Consider the following 1,318-nt stretch of genomic DNA (forward strand, 5'->3'; position numbering starts at 1 on the left):
GGGGAAGAAGGTCGGCGAAGCCGTTGCAGGCAAAACGCCGGACCGGCGTCAGACCAATCTTAAGAAAGGCCGTTCAGGGAAGGTCCGGGCATCCGTTCCAGAAGAACGATACTGGAGATATCGGAATGTCCGCCATGCATCCGGCACAAGCGGCACGATCGATGCCCCCACGAAACCAGAGGCACGAGGTCTAGGCCCTGTCCGGTCCCCGCTCAAACGGCCGCACATGATCCCGCCACGCCGCCAAAGGTTCAGGCGATGAGAGCAGTTTAGATGACGACGATTAACCCCGCAAAAGGGGTGGTTCCGGGGGTCTGATAGGCTCGGGGCGGAATTGCCGCGCGCTTACGTCGTGACGGTCCGACGCGTGCGCCTTCGATCATGCACAGTGCGGCGACGAGCTTGGTGGCCACAGCGGTGATCATGACCTTCCTGAAGCGACCGCGCCGCACCCATAACCGCAATGAATCGGTCGAGCCGGTTGGATTCGAAGAACTCGTTAGACGCCGCTTGCAAGCCAAGTGAGACTGCGGCCATGGAAAACGAAGAGGCAGGGTCCGTTCATCTTCGACGCATCGACCCATCGCAGAACATGCGGCGGTTTTATATGGTTGCGATCCAACCGACCTTGTTCGGAGGAGCAGCCGTCATTCGCAACTGGGGCCGCATCGGGACCAGCGGCAAGTCGATGATGGAAACCTTCGATAGCCAAGACAGTGCGGCCACCGCATCAATGAAGCTACAGCGTGCCAAGCGCCGACGCGGATATCGCGACTGTGATCCGGACTAGCGGCTGGCGACATCGCGCAAAAGATCGCAGGCCCGAAAGGCCAACTCGATGCCTAGGCGGCCAGCCGCTCCCTGTTTTCCGGAATTACCGGCGATGATGGAGAGTCTTCCGCTCTTGTCCGCGATCGGTGATGCCCCAAGCTTAGCTACAACCCAACCTGTCCCTACGCGCGCCGCTTTTGCAGGCGGCGATCCACTGCATGGCGGAGATTGGATCTTCTAGGATGGCGACCTGCCTGGCGAAATCGATAAAAGCATGGTGTGCGGCGCTTAACTGTTTGTGCCCATCCTCTGCGTCATAGCAGGCCTGAAGGGCGGTCTGGTGGATCAGATCTCTTTGATCCTCGGGCCAGTCGCTGAGGAAATCGATGGCGTCCGCGAGGCTCGCAATCTCTTGCACGATATAGGCCGCACGCTTCACGAAAATGGGGCTGCCGAAATCCTCCGCATCCATGCGCTCCTCCCAGTTCGCGAACCACCGCTTTGGACGAGCATTCCGCCCGGCAACCATCGCAAATGTGCTGTCCGG

General features: G+C 59.9%; 2 protein-coding genes. One reads left to right on the plus strand and one right to left on the minus strand.

Annotated features, from left to right (window positions below):
* Positions 1-535 precede the first annotated feature (535 nt).
* Positions 536-790 (plus strand): WGR domain-containing protein, encoded by a 255-nt coding sequence (locus EOA38_RS36920; RefSeq protein ID WP_127222217.1) that lies wholly within the window; start codon positions 536-538, stop codon positions 788-790.
* A gap of 141 nt (positions 791-931) precedes the next feature.
* Here the strand turns inward: EOA38_RS36920 and EOA38_RS36925 are convergent.
* Positions 932-1,318, minus strand: a 387-nt coding sequence (locus EOA38_RS36925; RefSeq protein ID WP_348627556.1) for a DUF982 domain-containing protein, incomplete at its 5' end; no start/stop codon positions are given.

Source organism: Mesorhizobium sp. M1E.F.Ca.ET.041.01.1.1 (genome assembly GCF_003997355.1).
Lineage (GTDB): Bacteria > Pseudomonadota > Alphaproteobacteria > Rhizobiales > Rhizobiaceae > Mesorhizobium.

Coding starts and splice junctions, on each gene's coding strand:
- EOA38_RS36920 (WP_127222217.1), top strand. CDS start 536: ATGGAAAACGAAGAGGCAGGGTCCGTTCATCTTCGACGCATCGACCCA.